Genomic DNA, 21,938 nt, shown 5'->3' on the forward strand with positions numbered 1-21,938 from the left:
GAAGGTCGTGATATAGTAATCGCGACCTTTTTTGTTTATATTTGTTGACAGTAGAAAAACAGGGTGTGATAAAATCTACAGTTAAATTTTTAATTGTTAACATACCGAAGGCTTTGCATTTTAAAGTCTGCTTTCTGCTAATCACTGTTTAAAAGATTTATTCCAAGATTAGAATAATATGTCGACAATTTTTTCAAAAATCGTTGCTGGGGAGATTCCAGCTTACAAAGTTGCAGAAAGTAATGATTTTCTGGCTTTTTTGGATATCAGCCCATTGGCTAAGGGACACGTTCTGGTGATCCCTAAGAAAGAAACAGATTATATTTTTGATATAGCGGATGATGAATATATGGCACTTTGGGTATTTGCTAAAATTGTTGCTCAAGGTATTAAAAAAGTGATTCCTTGTGTAAAAGTCGGAGTAGCAGTAGTTGGCTTGGAGGTAGCTCATGCACATATACATCTGGTACCTATTAATAAAATTAGTGATTTAAATTTTGCTGGACCTAAATTGAGCTTGTCTAATGATGAACTTCATGAAATTGCGACTACTATTCGCGAGTCTATTGTCGGTATAACTGCTCAAAATCAATAACTAGAAAAGATTATATTACACTTGATTTACGTTCGTTTTTTAGAAGAATGCTATATTTGTACTTTGCTGTTTAAAATTTGTACAAGAATAAGCGTAGGATTTGTTCTAAAAAAGAAACGCAATATTGATTTTTACTAAAGATTATGCATGAACTTTTGTTGTCATTTCAACAATTATTAAATCCGGAAGAGTTATTGAGCTCTGGTGGATTTTATCTGGTTATCTTAATTGTATTTGCTGAGACAGGTCTATTTTTTGGATTTTTTCTACCTGGTGATTATTTATTATTTCTTGCAGGATTATTTTGTGCACTAAATAAAATTGACGTTAATATATACACGCTTTGTCTAGGCTTATTTGTCGCGGGAGTATTAGGGAATTTTACAGGGTATTGGTTTGGTTATCGAGCCGGACCAATGTTATTTAAGCGAAAAGATAGCTTCATCTTTAAGCGAAAATATGTGGTCATGGCGGAAGAGTTTTACCATAAATATGGTGGAACAGCTTTAATTATAGGAAGATTTGTTCCAATAGTTCGTACTTTTGCACCTATCTTTGCCGGTGTTGTAAAATTAGATTTTAAGAAATTCGTTCTGTACAATGTTGCCGGGGCTGCTATTTGGGTACTTGTGTTGACCCTGTCTGGATATTTCCTCGGTATAGAGTTCCCTTGGATTTTACATTATGTAGAATATGTTGTCGTTGGTATGATTGTGATCGCATTTTTGCCAATTGCAATAACGTTACTAAAAAAGCGTATAAAAGATAAAAGAAACAAACAAAATATACAGTAAATTAAAAAATGAGTAAACAAAACCCTTGGCACATGGTTTCTCCAGGTGAGAATGTTCCAAATGCCGTAAATGCTATCATTGAGATTACAAACGGATCCAAAGGAAAGTATGAATTAGACAAAGAAACTGGTTTGTTGCTTTTGGACAGAGTAATGAGTTCATCTGTCGTTTATCCTGCTAATTATGGTTTTATACCACAAACTTATTGCGATGACAAAGATCCTTTGGATATTTTGGTTATTTGCTCAGTGGATATTTTACCTTTGACATTGGTTGAAGCACAGGTTATTGGTGTGATGAATATGGTTGATGGTGGAGAACAAGATGATAAGATTATTGCGGTCGCCAAAAATGATCCTGTTTTTAATTACATTAAAGATATTGATCAATTGCCTCCGCATACGATGAAGGAGATTGTACAATTCTTTGAGAGTTATAAAGCACTCGAAAAGAAACATGTCATTGTTGAGGGTGTAAAGGGACGTGAAGAAGCGCAAAGAATCTTGATCGAGGCTATCGAGTTGTACAAAAAAGAATTTGTTAACAAATAACCCCAAGCATGGCGCTCGATATATTTTGGACATTGTTTTTAGTATTGGCTAACGGCTTTTTTGTCGCGGCAGAGTTTGCTATTGTCAAGGTCCGAGTCTCCCAAATTGAAGTTCAGGCAAAAACAGGTAGCAAAGTTGCTACAATAGCCAAAAGTATAACGGAGCATTTGGATGGTTATTTGGCCGCTACACAATTGGGTATTACACTTTCTTCACTCGCCTTAGGCTGGGTAGGAGAGGCTGTAATGACCCAAATTGTGCAGGGGTTTCTCGGTTTTTTCGGTGTTGAATTGACAGGTACAATCGCGACGAATGCAGGACATATATTGGCTTTTACAATTATTACTGTGTTACACATTGTATTTGGAGAGCTCGCTCCTAAATCAATTGCGATTCAAAAACCTGTTGCAACAACCATGAAAATTGCGGTTCCACTGCAATTTTTCTACTTTATCTTTAGACCATTTATTTGGATTTTAAATGGTTTCGCTAATTTTCTACTGAAAATTTTGGGATTTGAAGTCACTAAAGGTGAATCTGCGCACTCTTCTGAGGAGTTACAGTACCTGTTGGATAAAGGTAAAGAGTCTGGTGCTTTGGATATTTCCGAGCACGAATTGATTAAAAATGTATTTGATTTTAACGAACGTATCGTTAAGAATATTATGGTACCCCGTACCAAAATTGTCGCTGTTGAAGTTAGCGCTGATGCCTCTGAGCTGATTGAAACAATGACTGAAGAGGGGTATTCCCGTCTCCCAATTTATGAAGATAACATTGATCAAATCGTTGGTATTGTACATACAAAGGATATTCTTCCCCTCTTAGCTAAAGGAAAGGAAGTTGTCATGAAAAATATCATGCGCAAGCCCTATTTCATTCCTGAAACGAAGAAGATTAATGATCTCATGGCTGAATTTCAGCAAAAGCGTCTACAGTTGGCGATTGTACTGGATGAATTTGGTGGGACAGCAGGTATGGTTACCCTGGAGGATATTGTTGAGGAGCTGGTCGGTGAGATTCAGGACGAATATGATGAGGAAACTCCAGTTGTTGAACGAATTTCTGAAACGGAATATATGGTCGATGCTGGAGCTAGTATTCATGATGTGAATGAGTTTCTCCCTATAGAATTGCCAGAGAGTCAAGATTACGATACCATGTCGGGTTTGGTGAGTGAGATTTTTGATAAAATTCCCGAAGTAGGTGAGCGGAAAGAAGAATATGGCTACGTATTCACTATTATCCGGAAAGCCCAACAGAATATTGAGTTTGTCAAATTGGAATTGGTCGAATCGGCCGATGATGATACAGAAGAATAACCTAATAACGCTAATAAATGCAGTTATTTTTTACACCGGATTTAAATCCTTCGTTAGAAAATTTTATCCTTAGTGAGGAAGAAAGTAAACATGCAATTCGCGTGCTTCGTATGAATACCGGCGATCATTTACATCTCATCGATGGTCGTGGTGGTTTATACGAAGCTCAAATTATTGACCCTCATCCCAAACGTACCGTTCTTACTATTTTAAATGTCAAGGAATACTTTCAGCAGCCGAGGTATCATCTACATATCGCTGTTGCTCCAACGAAGAATATTGATCGTATAGAATGGTTTTTAGAGAAGGCAACTGAGGTTGGCATTCAGGAAATAACTCCAGTTATCTGTGAGCATTCTGAGCGAAAAGAGGTAAAATTAGATCGTCTGAACAAGGTGGTTGTTGCAGCCATGAAACAATCATTGAAAGCCTATCTTCCCAAACTTAATCCAGCTGTATCGTTTAAACAATTTTTGAGAGATATTCCAACAGAAGGCGTTCAAAAAGCAATTGCACACTGTGTTGATGCTGAAAAAAAGTATTTAAACCAGGTTTTGGAGCCTTCGCAACATTATATTATCCTCATTGGTCCAGAAGGAGATTTCTCTGAGGAGGAAATTGATTTGGCACTACAAATGGGATTTCATCCAATTTCTTTGGGAGAAGCGCGCTTAAGGACCGAAACGGCCGCTTTAGCCGCATGTATGGAAGTTTCGCTGCTGAATAGATAAAATAAGCCGCTGCGTTGGTTTGGCAAATTGGCTCTGAAGAATAATTTGCAAAGCCAATTTGATCGTTCAAATGGACGCTAGTTTATTTTATAGGTTCCGCATCTACAATCTGGATCTCAGCATTTCCCTTAAGTGGATCTTTGGTAAATATCATTTTCCCTTTTAATTTAATTGGATCTTCGGAAAATTTTATCGCGCTACCTTTTAACGTTACTTCAACCATGGGTGGAATTCCATTCGATCCACAGAATTGGCACTGCATCACGGGTAATACAGACATCATAAAGTTTTTATGGTTACGACCACTATGAAGAGGAACCATGTAGCCCGGTAATTCAACTATTTTATTTTCTAGGGCTTTAAGTTCTTTTGGATAGAATGGAGTATATACTTTCTTTGCCCCATTATAGGTTACTTTATAAGCCATCTTATCAATCGCTTCCCATGTTTTGTTCATCATAGGCGTATGGTCCGGAACATCCGGATTACTGCCTATTTGAGCCTGTGATTGTATTGTACAAAATATTATAAATAGTAATACTGTCAGCGTTTTTTTCATGTGTTATGCTATTGTTTTGTATCAAGAAGCTGTTCTTCTATATTTTACGTTATCCTACCTATAGGTCAAACTGCTCTTCTTATTGCGATCTTTTTTGTAGTGTATTGATCTTAGTTAAACTTATTTACTTGATAGCGTTCCAGAAATACTTGTCCTGTAAGCTTTGATTGCTGGAATGATTGCTGCGAAGATACCGATTATACAAGCAGCAAACAAAAATACCAATTCTTTGGGATGGAGTTTAAAGGCCTCAATAAAATCAGCGCTTTGACTCGCTTGATTACTGATATAGTAGAGTGCCAAATGTGCCATTATAAGTCCAATTAATCCACCAATAATAGTAATTGTAAGTCCTTCAAGGAGCACAATAGCAAAGAGTTTTCCTTTGGAGGCTCCGAGCGTACGCATGATGGCAAGATCGTATTTACGTTGCTTTAATGCATTATATAGGTTAATAAAGACACTTAAACCTGCAATAAACATAATTACATAAGCTAGTATAGATAAAGAATCTATCCCTACACCTAATAAAGAGAATAGACGTGTACTTTCCATCGCAGGGGATGCGGCCTGCATATCGGTTTGTTGATCGATCAATTTTGGTAAAATTCCGATCGCCGCAGGAGATTGATATTTGAGTAGGATGGCGGTTATTTCCAGTCCATTTTGCTTGACCATATCGGCCCCTATGGACTTCACAAACATACCTTCCTCTGTGTGTTCAGGATGGTCTTCCTGTTCGTGATGTCCTTTTTCATTCATTTCGACGGGAGAAGATGAATTTTCTGCTATATCTTCGCCGTGGTGGTGTAAGTGCGCGTTGACGGTTTCTTCCCGGTCTTCCTGACGTTCGCGCTGCTCTTTCTCTGCTGCTGTTTCATGATGCTCATGCTGATGTGCAATGCCATGTACATCCCAAACACTTTCCAAGTTTGTCAGTATTAAGTTGTCGGTAACGTTATTATTGTGTTTTAAAATACCGACAACGGTAAAAGGATGATCATCATGATGGTGCCCATCTTTGCTCAGGCCATGTGAACTATGGATCTTATCGCCAATTTTTAGCTGTTGTTTTTTGGCAACTTGATCACCAATGACTATTTCAAAATTATTTTGCCAAATACGCCCCTCGGCTACAGCGGTTTCATAAATAGCTAAGAAAGATGAATCAGTTCCAACAATGCGGTGACCTTTAAAATTGTCGCCTAAAGATAAGGGGACAGCAAGCCGAACAAGTGGATTTTGGCGTAGTGGCTCCAGTTCGCCTAGTGGGATATTACCGGTTGGATTGTCGATATGATAAACACTGGACAAGATTAACTGAAGTGGGCTTCCCTTGGCTCCGACGACCAAATCAATATTTTTACTGTTATTGTCAAGCTGCTTTTCAAAAGTTTCTCCGGTAATTGAAAGCACGGCAAGGATGGAAATTCCAAACGCCGTTAACAGCATGCTGAGAAAGACCGAGCCAAACTGCCTACTTAAATTTTTCCAAACCAATTGTATCGTGTTCATAACAAATTTTAAAAACTAAAGGTGACGCGTAAATAAAGTAAAACAATTATTTTAAAAGGTACATTTTGGAGAACTGATCTTTTATTCTCTTGTCGTGTGTTGTTATCAGTAAAGTTGATCCTGCAGTGTCAGCTATAGATAGGAGAAGTTCTAATACCCTGTAGGTATTATTATCGTCCAAAGCGGCAGTAGGTTCGTCAGCAATTAATAAGGCTGGTTTATTGATGACGCTACGTGCAATAGCGGCGCGTTGTAACTGGCCGCGACTCAATTCGTTCGGATAGGCAGCACTTTTTTCATCTAATTGTAGTTGTTTAAGTATAAGATGAATTGCACTGATGTCTATTTTTTTCCCTGCTAAAGACTGCGCCAACTTGATGTTTTCCAAAAGTGTTAGATTTCTCAGCAGGTGTGCCTCTTGGAATATAAACCCGATATATTGGGCACGAAACTCATCCAATTTGCTGTTTGATAACAATGCTAGATCTTGGCTATTGATCTTGACCTGACCTGTTTCTGGCCGAGCCAAGCCCCCCAAAATATTCAGCAGTGTTGTTTTTCCAGAACCTGAATCCCCCAATAACAGCGTATGCTGGCCTTTCTCGATATAGATATCTGGAAATTCAATTAGCCTTGAATTGGGATACTGAAATGATAACTTTGTTGTCGATACGATTGGAGTGCTCATGCGGATCAGAAATTGAAAATATATTCAAACTTAGATAAATTGCTTTTTATATGCAANNTTGCATATAAAAAGCAATTTACTGCGGTGAGTTAACAGCTGCAATGGAAGATGATTGTTCGCTTTCAACTAGCAGTACCAGGTCGCTATGTAAACCCGTTACATGGCATTCATTAAGGTATAAATTAGAAAAATAACCTATTGTGTTAATAAATTAAGTGCTTAATAATTTTATTACACTTCTTTAATATAATCTCTTTGGAGACTGCCCAAATACTACGCAAATCGGCCATAAACAGCCTTTTTTACTGAAAATCGAGGAAAACTGGCTATAGGTAACATTAAATTAACAGCTGATTGATGTAATGGTAATTTGTTGTTAATGTTAATCTAATATTCTGCTAATAGCTTTGCAGAAACAAAAAACAAATAAATTGGAACCACAATTACAACTTAGAAGAATCGCTGCAGTCGTAACGCTAGCAGTAGCTGCGTCAACAACAGTTTATGCACAAGGCAGTGGAAAGGTGGCGGGTAAAGTAACAAATGTCAAAACAGGTGAAACAATCACGGGTGTGACAATTAAGGTGATCGGTACGGCGAGAGTGGGGAGTTCGGATGTGACTGGTAATTATAATATTCCTGCGGTACCTGCGGGGAAGTATACATTGGAGTTTAGTTATGTAGGCTTCGCTACTAAGCAAATTACTGATGTAGAGATAAAGGACAAGGATGTTACAACGCTCGATGTAGTACTTGATAATACTGGGGGAACTGTATTGGATCAGGTTGTTGTTACGGGAACTTTCAAAAAGGAGTCGATCAGCGCTTTATACTCCCAGCAAAAAAATAGTGCTAGAATTTCTAGTGGTATTTCGACCGAACAGATTAAGAGAAGTCCAGATAGAAATACGTCTGAGGCAATTAAGCGAGTAAGTGGTGCTAGTATTCAAGATAATAAATATGTTATTGTAAGGGGACTAAGTGATCGTTACAATTCAGCGATGTTGAATAACGCGATTTTACCCAATACAGAAGTAGATAAACGTGCATTTTCTTTTGATATCATTCCTTCAAATTTAATTGAATCAATCGTAATTAATAAAACTGCGACGTCAGATATCCCAGCTGATTTTTCTGGAGGTGTAGTTCAAGTAAATACAAAGGATTTTCCAGAGAAAAATTTCTTTGATGCATCCATAGGTACATCCTATAATACACAGTCTACATTTAAAGATTTTACCTCAGCAAAAAGGGCTGGTGGTGAAGTGTTTGGTTTTGCAGGAAGTGACCGTGAAATTCCTAAAGGTTTTCCTTCCACAAAGGATTTTCAATCTTTACAAAATAATTCAAATGAAATTTTTGAATATTCTAAATTATTTAAAAACAATTGGGGTTATGATACGAAGAAGTCGACATTAACCCCGAATTTTCAGCTGAATTACGGTTCCACTAAGAATTTTAAAGATGATTCTAAATTTGGAGCCATTTTCTCTTTGACTTATCGTTACGACCAAAGGAAGCGAGAGGCAGACCAAAAGGCATACGTAGGCCAGTCATTGCCAGAGGTATTCCATGACGATCAATATAGTTTCAATACAAATTTAGGAGCCCTTGCAAACTTCGCGTATTCTTGGAAGTCAAATAAAATCTCTTTTAAAAACTTATACAATCGAATTTTAGAGAATCAATTTACGCTCCGTGAAGGAAAAGATGATTCGGGTAGTGAATTTTATCGCACTGGAGACTATCTATTACAGCGGTCTATTTTAACAAATCAATTGTCTGGTGAACATATCCTTTCAGATAAAAGTAAATTAAAATTGGATTGGTCCTTGAATTATGGTCGTACAGATAGAGATGAGCCCGGTTATAAGCGGATGGAATATTCAAAAGATGGTACTGCATCGATTTCTGCGACCAGTTCATCCACCGCAGACAGAGCAGGTAATTTCAACTCAACAATGACTGAGAATTCGTATGGCGGAGCTTTAAATTTGACATTACCGATCCGTTTATTCTCGGAAAATGACAAATTAAAAGCAGGTTATTTCAATCAGTTACGTGATAGAAATTTTAATGCAAGGGTGATAGGATTCATTCGAAATGGAAACTTTGATGCGAGTTTGTTGAAACTACCGCAAGACAAAATTTTTGATCAAGCCAATATTCGTCCAAACGGCTTTATACTCAATGAAATAACCAACGGTGGTGATCATTATGATGCGAAAGCATTTTTAAACGCAGGCTATTTGATGTATGATGGATTTGTGATGGAGAAATTAAGGGTAATTGCTGGAGCGCGTCTTGAGTCATATAATTTAAAATTGAATAGTGAAGATAATGGTAATCCAGTAGGTGTTGACACAACGACAATATCTCTACTACCTTCGTTGAATTTAATCTATAATTTGGATAGCAAGCAGAGTTTTCGCTTTGCAGCTTCACAAACGGTAGGAAGACAGGAGTTCAGGGAAATGGCACCTTTTCCATTTTATGACTTCAATAAAAACATGAACGTTCGCGGAAATCCTAATTTAAAACAATCAAAAACATCAAATTTTGATTTGGGATATGCGTATTATCCAACAGCGGGTGAAGTTTTATCAGTGGGAGCATTTTATAAATATTTTGAAAATCCGATCGAACAAGCTTTACAGTTGGGAAACTCAGGCCGTTCATTTAATTACACCAATTCAAAGTCTGCAGATGTGTTTGGAGTTGAAGCAGAAGTAAGAAAAAATCTAAAATTCATTGATGAGCGATTGGATAATTTCGTCATCAACGCGAATGGATCATACATTTATTCGAAAGTTATTGTTCCAACTACTGTAAACTCGACAGGTAAACGAAAATTGCAAGGACAATCGCCTTATTTAATAAATGCGGGATTATCGTATACGACCAAAAATCCAAATACGACAGCGATTACACTCTTATATAATAGAGTTGGACCGAGAATATGGGCAATTGGTAACGCTGAAGATCCAGATATTTACGAATATTCTAGAAACATTCTTGATCTACAATTAGCGCAAAAATTTGCAAACTCCAGAGCCGAAGTAAAATTGAATTATAGTGATATTTTAAATAATAAAGCTTATTTCTATCAAAAACCAAAAGGTTCAGATCCGAATGCAGCATTTAATAAAAATACAGATAATATCAATAGAGCTGAAAAATATGGGTCTACTGTGTCTCTTACGCTCTCCTATAAATTTTGGTAGTCTAGTGTTAATTCATAAATACTTAACATAGCGTTAATTGTATCGTTAAATTAAATTATTCTTTTTGTATAAATAAAACATGAAAATGAAAACGAATTTAAACTTAAATCTTTTAGCTGTTTTAGCGGCAGGTTTAACTGCATTTGCAAGCTGTAGTAAGAGTGATCCTTCGGTGATAGAACCTCCTGTTAAACCAGGTGATTCCAATGAATCGCTTGCTGATTCTTTTTTTGAGAAAGTAGCTTACAAAGGTGCATTTGGTTCAACTGATTGGACATCGGGATGGGTTAATTACGAGCCAAATAAGACTGCATATTCTACTGCTACCGAGGAGCTTTCAGGTGAAATAACTGCAGATAGAACATTAGATGCATCCAAAACATACTTGTTGAAAGGTTTTGTGTATATTAAAAGTGGTGTTACATTAACGATTCCAGCTGGAACAGTAATTAGAGGAGATAAAAATACCAAAGCAACATTGGTTGTTACAATGGGTGGTAAAATCAACGCAGAAGGTACTGCTGCTAAACCGATTGTATTTACTTCAAACCAACCTGCAGGTACAAGAGCTCCAGGTGATTGGGGTGGAATTATTATCTTAGGTAAGGCACCTAATAATATCCCTGGTGGAACGGGTCTTATCGAAGGCGGTTTAACAGCTCCATACGGAAATCATGGTGGAACGATCGCTGATGATAACTCAGGAGTTCTTAAATATGTACGTGTTGAGTTTCCAGGTATTGCCTATACAACAAATAACGAAATTAACGGTGTCACATTTGGATCAGTTGGTTCTAAGACAACTGTTGAATACGTTCAAGTTGCTTATTCTGGTGATGATTCTTTTGAGTGGTTTGGTGGTACAGTAAATGCTAAGCACCTTGTCTCTACTGCAAACATCGATGATATTTTCGATTTCGATAATGGTTACTCCGGAAAACTTCAATTCTTAGTAGGTCTTAGAGATCCGAAATTAGCGGATCAAGCTGGTCAATCAAATGGTATTGAATCTGATAATTCGGAAAAAGTATTTGATTCTTCTCCAAGAACACGTCCTGTGATATCAAATATGACTTTGGTTGGTCCTGGTAATACAGATGTGGATCCAAAACATGAGTATGCAAATTTGTGGAGAAGAGGGAGCAAGATGATCCTTGCTAATTCTATCTTTATCAACATGCGTTATGGTATCGATATACGTGATAAAGAAACTGGTGATGCTTTGACAGATAAGACTTCTTTGATTAAGAACAACATTTATCAATCTTTTACTGCTGATAAAGCAATAGTAGCGGATGGTAATGTGCCATCATTTGCCACTGTTGATTTATTGAAAACGTATTTGACAACAAATAATAATACGTTCTTGGATGATGCAGCGGCTAAAAATCTTTTGGTTAATCCATATAGTTTAACGTCGCCAAACTTTATCCTGAAATCAGGATCAGTAGCTGCTACTGGTGCATCTTTCTAAGAAATAGATAATTATAGTTTAGTAAAATAGATGGAAAATCCTGCCTTGGCAGGATTTTTTTTTGACTTATTTTTCGCGGTGTACAATGAACAATAGCAGCTTATTTTCAAGGATGGTAAATTTGTCGAATACGGAACCTTCTCCACTCAATTTATTTGATCGTCATGCTTGAGTACTGTGGTCCGGATGCAGGGGTGAAAGATGCAATCCCATTCTATCACATGATTATATTTTTATAAAATAGTTTTATATCGTGTCATAGTAGTTTGAATGCTTTCTTCTATTGAGTTAAATTTTATTCGTTCATTTTATTTTATTTGTAGTTGTTTAAAATAATGTAATATTTAATTTATTATTGTTTAATGCTGTAGTGCTATCTTCAGATAATGAAAAGAAGAAATAAAAATTTTCTCAAGATAGCAATAGTTGCGTTCTTGTGTGTAACAGCTTTTACTGGCTGCAAAAAAGAAGAGGTCGCCCCTTCTGAAGTCTCTCAGGCAGAAGTTGCTGCTGTAAGTACATCTGACTTAATTGATTACTTTGCTAAGTCTATAAATGTTAAAAAAGGCGATGTAACCTATGATTCAAAAACGCAACAGTTTAAATTATGGGGAGTTGATCAGGTAAGTAAAGAAAAATTAATTGAAATGTTTAACAACTCTAAAAAATTAGACAATGAGTAAGCTAAAATATTATATAACAACATTGTTTTTCTTTTTTGCCGCTCAAATTTTATTCGGACAAGGAATACCTACTTATGTAAGTGATTTTAAAATTAATAATAATAACTTGCTGAGCTCTACAAAAATTGCCTTATCTACAACAGGTTCTAGTACATCGGTAAAATATAATGTGACATTAACTAGAGCTATTAATCCTTCAGGTGGGCCGTGGAGTTGGTATCCAACAAATATGCTAATTGGACTTGGAACACAAGTTAATGGACAATTTGTTTGGTTGGACGGTTCTAAAGAAATTACCAATTCGAGTTTTGGACAATATAATTCTATTTTGGATAAGGAGTATACAGCTAACATAGATCATTCAAAACTTCCCGCAGGAGGCAAGATCTATTTGGTAATCGAAAACCATCCTTCGAATGTTCCATCATCATTGTGGTTTAAAGAAGCTTATCATGTTAAATCTTTTGATTATGAAATTCCTCCTCCGGTTGTACAACCTCCAAGCTATGATAATTGGATTAATGATATTGGTCATTTCGCTATTTACAATAATGACATTCCGCCAGCTATCACCTGGAATAAAAATTTAGTTAACACAAATACAGTTTCGCTTGAACTTTATCAATATGGAGTGAGTAAAGGCTTTATCGGTAAAAATGTTCCTAATACAGGTAGTTATACTGTTGATTACTCAGCATCGCAATATGGTCTTGTCGGGGGTTTTAATAAGTATGAAATTCAAATTAAAATTATATCGGATGCAAATCCAAGCATCAGTGATATGACAAAAAAGTTTGACTATTACCAAGACTAGCTATCTGGAAATTAACATTCGCTTATACACCTATTTNNAAATAGGTGTATAAGCGAATGAGATACATTTAGGTGCAAGTAGATCTTTACTTGCATCTAATTTAATGTAGCCATTTTTTGCTGATAGTTTGTTTACGCCAAAAGAAGGTTTATCGGGGCTCGTAATGATAAACAATCTGGTAGGACTGATTTTTAAGTTGTTCGGAGAGCTGTCCAATATCCAAACTCTGTGCTTGAGGAGTAGGCTCACAGACAGAATAATATTTTCCATTGTACAAAATAGCATCACCGATAGGATGTTCAAATTGGACGGCCATCGTTACATGGGTGGGATAAAGCAGGGTGATCATCGGTAGATTGTAGATTTCCTTTACCAGGTAAAAAAACAAGGCAACACGGTCATCACAGTCACTGTATTTATTCAATAGCGTTTGTTCTGCAGAAAGACGTTTCTCGGTCCCGAAATTCTCTTCGTCATTTTCATACAAGAATGCATAGCGGGTGAACCGCATTAAATAATCGACACCTTCTTGTTGATTTTTTCCTTTTAAATTTTCCTTGAGTGCAGGAATCAGCGATTGATAAGTCTCTTTGCTGAGTGGAATATTGAAATAAGTTTCGAAATCTACACCAGGATAGTTTTTAAAAAGATCACTGATATCTTCATTCAACTTGACGTTAAAATGGTAGGCTTTATGGCCATAATTGAACTCAATTTGCTTCTCTTTATAATTAGCTGGAACAAAATCAGGTAATTTTGTGATTTTATAACTAAAATCTTCAGTAGCTTCCGGTACTTTAATCTTAACGGGGATATAAGTGTCTGTGCGTTGAAAGAGTTTCCCATAATCATGAAAATTTAAACAGGTATACTTCTTTCCGTCAATTTCAAAAAAAGGAATATCAGAAATGTCTTCTTTGTTTTGAATGAAAAATATAATCTGATTATTCCCCACAGCCAAGCGGGCATCATAACCCGATTTACACATTAAAAACCATTTATATAAAGTATAGCGTGTATAATTTTCAGCTTTCGGGGCAATTTGTTGTGCGGTGCGACGAATCAGCTGATAATAGACCCAATCATTCAAATGATGCTCATCTTTGTATTCGAGTAAACTGTTTACAAGTTGTATGTAATCGGTTTGATCAGCGATTTGATAGAATTTTTGTACATGAGCTATCGTTAAGCTGTCTTTGAATGGAATATTAAAGGCGGGCGGAACATCAATGGATACCTTCCCATCATAAAAATCGAAATCATGATGCTGCGCCCAAAGCTGTTGTGAAGCACAGGTTAACCAAATTAGCATGGTCAAAAACATCCGATGTATTTCCCTTAATTTCAATTCTTAACAATTTGATAACATTGTAGTAATATAAAATTAACGATAAAATTTGCTTTTTTTGTGCATTGAAGGAATTATTATTAAAAAATTACAATCTATTTTTAGGTTTTAGATGCTCCTTTTTCATTTTTAAAATCCGTATCTTCGTGCAATGGATAATTTTATTGTTTCTGCACGTAAATACCGCCCGATTACCTTTGATTCGGTTGTAGGTCAGCAACACATTACGGGTACCTTAAAGAATGCGATACACAACAACCAGTTGGCGCAGGCATTTTTGTTTTGTGGTCCCCGAGGTGTTGGTAAAACAACCTGTGCACGTATTTTAGCGAAAACAATTAATTGTGAAAATATTTTAGCAGGCACCGAACCTTGTGGCGCATGTGATAGCTGTAAGTCTTTCCAAAATGGAAATTCTTTCAGTATTCATGAACTGGATGCGGCATCCAATAATTCCGTAGACGATATCCGTAACTTGATTGATCAAGTGCGTATACCGCCGCAGGCTGGAAAATATAAAATCTATATCATAGATGAGGTGCATATGCTTTCTCAAGCGGCCTTTAATGCTTTTTTGAAGACTTTAGAGGAGCCACCTTCCTATGCCATCTTTATTCTGGCGACTACAGAAAAACATAAGATTTTACCTACTATTCTTTCGCGCTGTCAGATTTTCGATTTTAATCGGATCAAAGTGGAAGATATGGCCAGTCATTTAGCTCGTATCGCTGATGGAGAAGGCATTGCTTATGATCAGGACGGTTTGCATATCATTGCCCAAAAGGCAGATGGTGGTCTTCGGGATGCCTTGTCGATGTTCGATCAGATCGTCAGTTTTTCCAATAAAAATGTCACGTATCAAGCGGTAATCGATAATTTGAATATCTTGGATTACGATTATTATTTTAAGCTAACAGATGCTATTTTAAGGGAAGATGCGGCACAAACTTTATTGATTTTCAATGAGATTTTAAATCATGGATTTGATGGCAGTCATTTTATAGCTGGTCTGTCAGCGCATTTCAGAAATTTACTGGTGGCTAAAGAGCCAACTACGCTTAAATTATTGGAAGTAAGTGATAGTATTCGTCAAAAGTATTTACAGCAATCCCAAAAAGCCTCTCCAGGATTTTTGTTGTCTGTATTGAATATTTCCAATCAATGTGAAATAAACTATAAGACAAGTAAAAATCAACGCTTACAAGTTGAACTTTCACTCCTCAAGACATGTCATATTGCAAGTGCAATTAAATTGAGCCAGCTAGGGTCCATACAGATTCCTTCGGCAGCCGAGGGTGTAAAAAAAAAACTTCCTGAGCCAGTAGCGGGACAACCACAACAAAGCTCCGTAGCTCTTAGTCCGCAAGCGACTTCTCCAGCGAATGCTCCTGTCGTTGAAAACCAGGTAACACCGCGTCCGCAAGCTAACCCCGTAAATTATCAGGCTTCCGAGACAAAGGAAGAGGTGAAAAAAGATATTATTTCCAATGTGCCGCCTAAAGTAAAAAAAGGGGGCTGGGGAGCATCTACTGCTGCAATTATTCCGTCTTTGCCGGATTTGAATACCATATACGATAACAATACCGTTGCCAAAGAAGGTGATGAACCTGAATTAATACGTGGAAGCGAACAGCGTGATGTTTCATTCGGCCAATTTATTGCTGTTTGGAATAGTTATGCTGAACAGCTGAAAGCAGAAAACAAGATTAACTTGTATACCATGATGACTGCTATGCAACCCCGCTTAAATGGGGTATTGATTGAAATTGATGTCGAAAATGGTGTTCAGATGGATGTATTGCAAAGCGCAAAGGTTGATGTGCTGAATTACCTGCGTGTGAAACTTCAGAATTTTTCGCTTGATCTTCAGGGGGTAATGATGGAACATACTATCTCACGCAAACCCTATACTTCTCAGGAGAAGTATCAAGCTATGGTCAACAAAAATCCGCTCTTAGATACTTTGAGGAAAGAGTTTAACTTAGGACTAAGCTAATTCAAACACAATAGTTATTTTTTATTTTTGTACATTTGCAAACTCTTCTATGAAGAGGCAGATATTTAGTATTTATTATGCAAGGAAATTTTCAGAGACGTGATCGCGACCACGGGGAAAGACGTGAAGTGAATCAGATGGTATTTGGTATTCGTGCTGTCATCGAAGCAATCGATAGTGGTAAAGAGATCGAGTCATTATTTATACAACGTGGTTTGAGCGGTAGTTTGATTCTAGAATTGAAAGCCTTGTTAAAAGAACATAATATCGCTTCTCAACAGGTGCCAATTGAAAAATTAAACCGGATAACACGTAAAAATCATCAAGGTGTAATTGCGGTTATTTCCCCAATTACCTATCATGACATAGAGGAACTTCTGCCGCAGATTTATGAAAAAGGTGAAACTCCTTTACTGCTGATGTTGGATGGAGTAACTGATGTTCGCAATTTGGGAGCCATTGCGCGGACTGCTGAATGTTCTGGAGTACATGCCATCATTGTCCCTAAAAAAGGCTCGGCTGAGGTCAATCCTGATGCGATCAAGACATCTGCTGGCGCACTCTATAAAATCCCGGTCTGTCGCCATGATAGCCTCTCAAAAGTTGGTAAATTTTTGATTGATTCAGGTGTGCAGTTAGTTGCCAGTACAGAAAAAACAACCTCGAGTATCTACGACGTAGATTATACGGCTCCAACTTGTGTTATTATGGGTGCGGAGGACGTTGGTGTTTCCAATGACCTAATCCGCATTGCCGACCACCTGGCCAAGATACCAATGTACGGTGAAATAGGTTCGTTAAATGTGTCTGTTTCGGCCGCAGTAGTGATCTATGAAGCGATTCGTCAACGGATTGTTAAAAAATAAAGAATATAATATAGTTGATTATAGAAAAGCCTTTGTTTTTGACAAAGGCTTTTTTTGTAGGCTAGATTTTATAAATTTCTTCAATCTCCCGATCGTATTTTTGTAAGATAACTTTTCTTTTCATTTTTAAGGTCGGTGTCAATTCACCCGTTTCAACAGTCATTTCGTTGGAGAGAATAGCGAACTTCTTGATCTGTTCCCAGCCGCCAAAATTTTGATTAATACGGTTGAGTTCCGATTCGATTTTCTGCTTCAGTTCTGGACTATTTAGAAAATCTTGTTTAGAAAGATCGACAAGGGAGGGAAAAGTTCCTTTCGACCATTCTAGCAGTTTATTATAGTTGGGAACGATCAAAGCAGCAGGAAATTTGCGGGCTTCTCCAATTACCATGGCCTGTTCGATAAACGAGGATTCCACCAGCTTAGATTCGATCTGCTGAGGAACAATGTATTTCCCTCCAGAAGTCTTGAACATCTCTTTCTTCCGGTCTATAATTTTGAGAAATTTACCGTCTACCCATTGACCAATGTCCCCTGTGTAAAGCCAACCATCTTTGATCACTTCAGCTGTTGCCTCTGGATTTTTATAATACCCTATCATGTTATTTTCACCTTTGGTTATTATCTCTCCATCGGCCGCGAGCTTAATTTCAATATTAATTAGCGGTAAGCCTACAGTACCAATTTTCATACCTCGTTTATAGCAGTTTACAGCGATACATGGTCCCGCCTCAGTGAGGCCATAACCTTCATATATTGGAATTCCTGCTGCCATATACATACGGATTAATCTTTCCTGTAAAGCAGCACTCCCGGAGGCAATCCCTTTGATGTCGCCACCTAATGCTTCGCGCCATTTTGAAAAAACTACTTTACGGGCAATGTTCAGTTGAAAGTCATACCACCGTGTACGTCCCTCCAGTTTGTATTGTTCGCCGACGCTAAAGGACCAAAAGAATAGTTTGCGTTTAAGCCCAGTCAACTGCTCTCCTGTTGCCATAATCTTTTCATAAACTTTTTCCAATACACGAGGTACAGCGGAAAAAATATGGGGTTTAACGGATTTAAAATCTTCACCTATGGTATCCATAGACTGTGCAAAGAAGATGGTTAAACCTTTGTACATATAAACATATTGGAATACGCGTTCGTATGCATGACATACAGGAAGAAAGGAGAGGGCACGATCACCCCGTTCGACGGGAAAGGAATATTCACTACTCAATGTATCTGCCAATAAGTTTCGATGGGACAACATTACCCCCTTGGGGTTACCTGTGGTGCCAGAGGTATAAATGATCGATGCCAACGTATCTGTTTGGATAGTATCACGCAATTGGTTTAGTGTTTCATCCGGAATGATAACGCCTTTCGCAACAAAGTCCTCCCAGTGATTGAGGTCATTCTCCTTGTCGAGACTGTAAATAGCTTTCAGTTGTGGACAGTCTTCTTGTATCGCTAATATTTTTGTATATAGTTTCTTTGAACTAACGATACAATTTCTGATTTCCGCATGATTGAAAATATAAGCGTAATCTGAAGTCGAAATATTGGGGTAAAGGGCGACGACTACAGCACCGATTTGTTGGATTGCGAAATCCAAAATATTCCATTCGATACGGTTCTCACTAATCAATGCCACATTCTCTCCAGGTTGAACACCAAGGGCGATCAAACCTTTTGATGTCTTATTGACCCGATCAATAAATTCGGTATTACTGACCTTTACCCACTCGTTGTCTTTTTTGAAAGAAAACATAGGGAAATCTGGCGCAATAGCATATTGCAAGCTTGCTAAATCAAATAATCTCGTTGCTGTTCGCATGTTGGAAATCCAGTTCGTGTAATACAGCTAATTTACGGTTTTTTAAAGATACTATTGTATTGGCAGACGAGATTATAGTAGTTGTACCGGAAGAGGATGTAAAAGAAAAGACTCTGGCATCTCAAGCTGATCGCTTTTGTGCCAGAGTCTTTAACTCTTATGCTAAATACGAATGATTAGTATTTGCTTTTTGATTCTTTACGTTTTCCAGAGAAATCACGGAAGCCGCCACCATTGCTGCTGCGCTCACCACGATCACGACGTTCGCCATTGAATCCACCTTCGCGTCTTCCGCCACGTTCACCGCCTCCAAATCCACCTTCACGTCTTCCGCCGCGATCACCGCCACGGTATCCACCTTCACGTCTTCCGCCACGATCACCACCACGGCTTCTTCCGCCACGGTCGCCACGACCTTCACCTCTTGCTTCACCAGATACTTCGATACGTACTTGACGACCGTTGTAATCTACACCTTGGAATCCTTGGAATACTTTTTCTACTTCTGCATCTTGAACTTCGAAGAATGTGAACACGCCTTTCAAATCAATTTTACCGATTGATTTTCCTGAAATATTCGCATTGTTACAGATGAAGCCCAACATGTCTCCACGAGAGAATTCATCTACTGAACCTAAGTTCATAAATAAACGCGTGTAGCCTTTTGAACCTTCACGTGAACGACCATCACGTCTATCACCGCGGTCTTCACGGCCACCGTCACGCGCTTCGATATTTAAATCAGGTGCATTTTTGTAATAATCCAAGAAACGGTTGAACTCAAGAGAAGCGAATCTTTTGATGATATCTTCTTTTGAAAGTGACTCCAAATTTTCCATAATTGCAGGCAAGAATGGGCTAATTTGTTCGTCGTTTACTTCAACATTTTCAATCTTTTTAACGATAGAAAATAATTGTTTTTCGCAAACTTCAGCACCTTGAGGTACTTGTTTTTTCTCAAAAGGCTTACCGATGATCTTTTCAAGATGACGGATTTTGCTTAGCTCTTTTACGTTTACCAAAGAAAGTGAAATACCAGTTTTACCTGCACGGGCTGTACGGCCTGAACGGTGTGTATAGTTTTCTGTTTCATCAGGTAAAGAGAAGTTGATAACGTGAGTTACATCACTTACATCAATACCACGAGCGGCTACGTCTGTTGCGATCAATAATTGTAAACTACGGTCACGGTAACGTTTCATCACTTTATCACGTTGTTGTTGTGATAAGTCACCATGCAGTGAATCTGCATTGTAACCATCTTTGATCAACGCTTCAGCGATATCCTGTGTTTCGATTTTTGTACGACAAAATACGATACCAAAGATATCAGGGTTTGAATCCACAATACGTTTGAATGCAGCATATTTATCTTTTGCTTTGATCAAATAATAGTGGTGTTCAATGTTGGCATTACCGGTGTTTTTTGTACCTACAGTAAGCTCAACTGGATCGGTCATATAATTCTTTGCGATACGACGTACCTCAGCAGGCATTGTCGCCGAAAATAACCAAGTTTTTTTCTCGTCAGGAGTTTCTGACAAAATGTTGTTGATGTCTTCTTTGAAGCCCATATTGAGCATCTCATCCGCTTCATCCAATACAACATATTTTACATTTGAAAAATCAATCGCATTTCTGCCGATGATATCCAACATACGACCTGGGGTCGCTACTACAATTTGCACTCCACGTCTAATTTGACGTAGCTGGTCTGAGATATTTGCACCTCCATATACAGCAACAACATGTACGTTGTCAACGTATTTAGCAAATTTTTCTAAATCTTTTGAGATTTGTAAACATAATTCCCGAGTAGGGCAAAGAATTAATGCCTGTGGGTGTTTTTGAGAAAAGTCTAATTGCTCTAATAATGGAAGACCAAATGCCGCGGTCTTTCCTGTGCCAGTTTGGGCTAATCCGACAAAATCGTCGTTACCAGTCAATAAAACAGGAATGGCTTTTTCCTGAATTTCAGAAGGTTTTTCGAAACCTAATTCTGAGATGGCATTAACAACTTCCTCACGGATTCCCAGTTCTAAAAATGGGTTCATGAAATATTTTATACAATAGGCACTATTGCCTAAGGCGTTGCAAAGGTAAGAATAATATTGGAATAAACAAATAATTTAAATAATTGATTTTTAGGGTGATCGGATTCTTTTCTGCTAAGTGATAATAAATTGAGCCGTGTTATATAGATTTAGCTCGCTTTGAAAAGTTTTATTTTGAATGTGAAACTATTTTATAGTCTACAGTTTGTTTATTCATTTATTAATAGAAACTTAATATTTCAACCTTAAATTTGGTGTAGCATGAATCAAGGACCAGTTGTACATCAGCGTTGGCTGCAGGCTATAAAAGAGAATAACGATACGGCTGCATACGAGGAATTATACCGATATTGCTGGAAAGATCTTTATCAGCATGCTGCTCGTCGAATCCTAGACCGACAGGATGTGGAGGACATTCTTCAGGAGCTGTTTGTTCAATTTTGGGAACGACGTCATACCATCGATATCCAGATGAACCTCCAGGCCTATTTGAAAGGAATGCTCAAATATAAAATTATAGACTTTTTTAATTCCAATAAAGCCAAAGATAAATTGTTGGATCATTGGAGCAAACATATTTTTGATTATGTACAGGAGCATCCGGAGGATCTCAACACTTATCTAGCTTTAGAGAAGTTGTTGGAGGAAGAACTGGAGATTATGCCCCATAATATGAGACAGGCCCTTTTATTGAAATGGGAACATTTATCCATTCGAGAGATTGCCACGCGTATGGGCCTATCTGAGCAAACGGTCAAAAACAATCTTACGGAAGCATCCAAACGACTACGTAAAGCTATTTTGGGCTACCAACATGTTCAAAACGGTAGTTTCACCCTGCTCTTGGTCTTTATTATTGACGAGTTCATTAAGTAGCTTGCTTACACATTCCCAAAATT

Annotated in this window: 18 protein-coding genes; 12 read left to right on the top strand and 6 right to left on the bottom strand. The window is 37.6% G+C overall.

Translation table 11 applies throughout. The features are described 5' to 3' along the window. Nucleotides 1-178: 178 nt before the first annotated feature. From B3P16_RS02945 to B3P16_RS02965, 5 genes are all read left to right on the top strand, one after another. Entirely contained in the window at nucleotides 179-595 is a 417-nt protein-coding gene (locus B3P16_RS02945) for an HIT family protein (RefSeq protein WP_046674212.1), read from the top strand. A gap of 143 nt (nucleotides 596-738) precedes the next feature. Further along, nucleotides 739-1,389, top strand: coding sequence for a DedA family protein (locus B3P16_RS02950; protein ID WP_115047603.1), 651 nt, complete (start codon nucleotides 739-741; stop codon nucleotides 1,387-1,389). An 8-nt stretch (nucleotides 1,390-1,397) separates the two neighbouring features. Continuing rightward, nucleotides 1,398-1,940 carry an inorganic diphosphatase gene (locus tag B3P16_RS02955; protein WP_115047605.1) on the top strand — a complete coding sequence of 181 codons (543 nt, stop codon included), beginning with the start codon at nucleotides 1,398-1,400 and terminating at the stop codon, nucleotides 1,938-1,940. 8 nt (nucleotides 1,941-1,948) lie between these two features. Next, nucleotides 1,949-3,262 carry a hemolysin family protein gene (locus tag B3P16_RS02960; protein WP_115047607.1) on the top strand — a complete coding sequence of 438 codons (1,314 nt, stop codon included), beginning with the start codon at nucleotides 1,949-1,951 and terminating at the stop codon, nucleotides 3,260-3,262. Between the two features lie 17 nt (nucleotides 3,263-3,279). Then, nucleotides 3,280-3,993, top strand: coding sequence for a 16S rRNA (uracil(1498)-N(3))-methyltransferase (locus tag B3P16_RS02965; protein ID WP_115047609.1), 714 nt, complete (start codon nucleotides 3,280-3,282; stop codon nucleotides 3,991-3,993). 82 nt (nucleotides 3,994-4,075) lie between these two features. Here B3P16_RS02965 and B3P16_RS02970 read toward each other — a convergent pair whose 3' ends face one another. The 3 genes from B3P16_RS02970 to B3P16_RS02980 form a co-directional block, all read right to left on the bottom strand. Further along, nucleotides 4,076-4,552: a hypothetical protein gene (locus B3P16_RS02970; RefSeq protein ID WP_115047611.1), complete on the bottom strand. Its 477-nt coding sequence runs from the start codon at nucleotides 4,550-4,552 to the stop codon at nucleotides 4,076-4,078. Nucleotides 4,553-4,672: 120 nt separating this feature from the next. Beyond that, nucleotides 4,673-6,067, bottom strand: a complete 1,395-nt coding sequence (locus B3P16_RS02975; RefSeq protein WP_286841332.1) for an ABC transporter permease — start codon at nucleotides 6,065-6,067, stop codon at nucleotides 4,673-4,675. 46 nt (nucleotides 6,068-6,113) lie between these two features. Beyond that, nucleotides 6,114-6,755 carry an ABC transporter ATP-binding protein gene (locus tag B3P16_RS02980; protein ID WP_115047615.1) on the bottom strand — a complete coding sequence of 214 codons (642 nt, stop codon included), beginning with the start codon at nucleotides 6,753-6,755 and terminating at the stop codon, nucleotides 6,114-6,116. A gap of 431 nt (nucleotides 6,756-7,186) precedes the next feature. Here B3P16_RS02980 and B3P16_RS02985 point away from each other — a divergent pair, with 431 nt between their 5' ends. From B3P16_RS02985 to B3P16_RS03000, 4 genes are all read left to right on the top strand, one after another. Further along, entirely contained in the window at nucleotides 7,187-9,979 is a 2,793-nt protein-coding gene (locus B3P16_RS02985; RefSeq protein ID WP_286841334.1) for a TonB-dependent receptor, read from the top strand. 79 nt (nucleotides 9,980-10,058) lie between these two features. Beyond that, the gene (locus tag B3P16_RS02990; protein ID WP_286841336.1) at nucleotides 10,059-11,453 is read left to right on the top strand and encodes a hypothetical protein; all 1,395 of its coding nucleotides are present in this window, start codon (nucleotides 10,059-10,061) and stop codon (nucleotides 11,451-11,453) included. Nucleotides 11,454-11,839: 386 nt separating this feature from the next. Then, the gene (locus tag B3P16_RS02995) at nucleotides 11,840-12,136 is read left to right on the top strand and encodes a hypothetical protein (RefSeq protein ID WP_286841338.1); all 297 of its coding nucleotides are present in this window, start codon (nucleotides 11,840-11,842) and stop codon (nucleotides 12,134-12,136) included. Then, complete coding sequence (locus B3P16_RS03000; protein WP_286841340.1) at nucleotides 12,129-12,950, top strand: hypothetical protein; 822 nt, start codon at nucleotides 12,129-12,131, stop codon at nucleotides 12,948-12,950. Before B3P16_RS02995 ends, B3P16_RS03000 begins: the two co-directional genes overlap by 8 nt. Before the next feature lie 148 nt (nucleotides 12,951-13,098). Here B3P16_RS03000 and B3P16_RS03005 read toward each other — a convergent pair whose 3' ends face one another. Next, nucleotides 13,099-14,262, bottom strand: a complete 1,164-nt coding sequence (locus tag B3P16_RS03005; protein WP_286841342.1) for a hypothetical protein — start codon at nucleotides 14,260-14,262, stop codon at nucleotides 13,099-13,101. A 187-nt stretch (nucleotides 14,263-14,449) separates the two neighbouring features. Here B3P16_RS03005 and B3P16_RS03010 point away from each other — a divergent pair, with 187 nt between their 5' ends. Continuing rightward, nucleotides 14,450-16,294 (top strand): DNA polymerase III subunit gamma/tau, encoded by a 1,845-nt coding sequence (locus B3P16_RS03010; RefSeq protein WP_286841344.1) that lies wholly within the window; start codon nucleotides 14,450-14,452, stop codon nucleotides 16,292-16,294. Nucleotides 16,295-16,371: 77 nt separating this feature from the next. Further along, nucleotides 16,372-17,160, top strand: a complete 789-nt coding sequence (rlmB, locus tag B3P16_RS03015) for a 23S rRNA (guanosine(2251)-2'-O)-methyltransferase RlmB (RefSeq protein WP_046672182.1) — start codon at nucleotides 16,372-16,374, stop codon at nucleotides 17,158-17,160. A 61-nt stretch (nucleotides 17,161-17,221) separates the two neighbouring features. Here the strand turns inward: rlmB and B3P16_RS03020 are convergent, their stop codons facing one another. Together B3P16_RS03020 and B3P16_RS03025 are read right to left on the bottom strand one after the other, a co-directional pair. Next, nucleotides 17,222-18,985, bottom strand: a complete 1,764-nt coding sequence (locus B3P16_RS03020; RefSeq protein WP_286841346.1) for an AMP-dependent synthetase/ligase — start codon at nucleotides 18,983-18,985, stop codon at nucleotides 17,222-17,224. A gap of 176 nt (nucleotides 18,986-19,161) precedes the next feature. Further along, nucleotides 19,162-21,039 carry a DEAD/DEAH box helicase gene (locus B3P16_RS03025; protein ID WP_286841348.1) on the bottom strand — a complete coding sequence of 626 codons (1,878 nt, stop codon included), beginning with the start codon at nucleotides 21,037-21,039 and terminating at the stop codon, nucleotides 19,162-19,164. 261 nt (nucleotides 21,040-21,300) lie between these two features. On the opposite strand from B3P16_RS03025, the gene B3P16_RS03030 reads away from it, so the two are divergent. Further along, nucleotides 21,301-21,915: an RNA polymerase sigma factor gene (locus tag B3P16_RS03030; RefSeq protein WP_286769271.1), complete on the top strand. Its 615-nt coding sequence runs from the start codon at nucleotides 21,301-21,303 to the stop codon at nucleotides 21,913-21,915. Nucleotides 21,916-21,938: the final 23 nt, after the last annotated feature.

This window comes from Sphingobacterium sp. UBA7631 (assembly GCF_002483935.1).
GTDB classification, from domain to species: Bacteria; Bacteroidota; Bacteroidia; order Sphingobacteriales; family Sphingobacteriaceae; genus Sphingobacterium; species Sphingobacterium multivorum.

Coding starts and splice junctions, on each gene's coding strand:
- B3P16_RS02990 (WP_286841336.1), top strand. CDS start 10,059: ATGAAAATGAAAACGAATTTAAACTTAAATCTTTTAGCTGTTTTAGCG.
- B3P16_RS02955 (WP_115047605.1), top strand. CDS start 1,398: ATGAGTAAACAAAACCCTTGGCACATGGTTTCTCCAGGTGAGAATGTT.
- B3P16_RS02975 (WP_286841332.1), bottom strand. CDS start 6,067: ATGAACACGATACAATTGGTTTGGAAAAATTTAAGTAGGCAGTTTGGC.
- B3P16_RS02995 (WP_286841338.1), top strand. CDS start 11,840: ATGAAAAGAAGAAATAAAAATTTTCTCAAGATAGCAATAGTTGCGTTC.
- B3P16_RS02970 (WP_115047611.1), bottom strand. CDS start 4,552: ATGAAAAAAACGCTGACAGTATTACTATTTATAATATTTTGTACAATA.
- B3P16_RS03010 (WP_286841344.1), top strand. CDS start 14,450: ATGGATAATTTTATTGTTTCTGCACGTAAATACCGCCCGATTACCTTT.
- B3P16_RS03000 (WP_286841340.1), top strand. CDS start 12,129: ATGAGTAAGCTAAAATATTATATAACAACATTGTTTTTCTTTTTTGCC.
- B3P16_RS02945 (WP_046674212.1), top strand. CDS start 179: ATGTCGACAATTTTTTCAAAAATCGTTGCTGGGGAGATTCCAGCTTAC.
- B3P16_RS03030 (WP_286769271.1), top strand. CDS start 21,301: ATGAATCAAGGACCAGTTGTACATCAGCGTTGGCTGCAGGCTATAAAA.
- rlmB (WP_046672182.1), top strand. CDS start 16,372: ATGCAAGGAAATTTTCAGAGACGTGATCGCGACCACGGGGAAAGACGT.
- B3P16_RS03005 (WP_286841342.1), bottom strand. CDS start 14,262: ATGCTAATTTGGTTAACCTGTGCTTCACAACAGCTTTGGGCGCAGCAT.
- B3P16_RS02965 (WP_115047609.1), top strand. CDS start 3,280: ATGCAGTTATTTTTTACACCGGATTTAAATCCTTCGTTAGAAAATTTT.
- B3P16_RS02950 (WP_115047603.1), top strand. CDS start 739: ATGCATGAACTTTTGTTGTCATTTCAACAATTATTAAATCCGGAAGAG.
- B3P16_RS02980 (WP_115047615.1), bottom strand. CDS start 6,755: ATGAGCACTCCAATCGTATCGACAACAAAGTTATCATTTCAGTATCCC.
- B3P16_RS02960 (WP_115047607.1), top strand. CDS start 1,949: ATGGCGCTCGATATATTTTGGACATTGTTTTTAGTATTGGCTAACGGC.
- B3P16_RS03025 (WP_286841348.1), bottom strand. CDS start 21,039: ATGAACCCATTTTTAGAACTGGGAATCCGTGAGGAAGTTGTTAATGCC.
- B3P16_RS03020 (WP_286841346.1), bottom strand. CDS start 18,985: ATGCGAACAGCAACGAGATTATTTGATTTAGCAAGCTTGCAATATGCT.